Genomic DNA, 473 nt, shown 5'->3' on the forward strand with positions numbered 1-473 from the left:
CCTATACGCCGGTGGACATTGAAACGTATCTGCCGAGCATGATTCAGGGCGACATCTGCCACGGCAAGATCACGCCCGAACAACTCGGCTTCAACCGGCCGTTCGCCGGCATGTCGCAGTACCGGACGATCATCGACAAGCTGTACCTGTGCGGCGCATCTGCTCATCCAGGCGGCTTTGCCATCGGCGCGCCCGGCTACAACGCGGCCAACGCGATCGCCGACGATTTCGGCTACGCGAAGTGGTGGCCGAAATTCGAACCGCGGAAGGTCGTTTATATCTAACTGTCGCGAATGGAGCGTCGCGGCGGGCCAGCGACGGTAGCGTGCCGCGACGAACATCAATAAGGTGAGGAACCCTGTGGAATATTCGATGATCCCGGCGCGGGAAATCTTCCGGAACTTCTCCGTCCTGTCGATCGGGATCTTCTATCTCATCGCTTTGGTCAGTGTCGGGGTCTCCGCGTATGGCGT

At 59.6% G+C, this 473-nt stretch carries 1 pseudogene; it reads left to right on the forward strand.

The features are described from left to right. Positions 1-284 (forward strand): annotated as a pseudogene (locus tag VSR68_RS42550) (hypothetical protein); the annotation flags it as partial. Between the last annotated feature and the right edge of the window lie 189 nt (positions 285-473).

The organism is Paraburkholderia phymatum (assembly GCF_038900715.1).
In the GTDB taxonomy this organism is placed as follows: domain Bacteria; phylum Pseudomonadota; class Gammaproteobacteria; order Burkholderiales; family Burkholderiaceae; genus Paraburkholderia; species Paraburkholderia phymatum_A.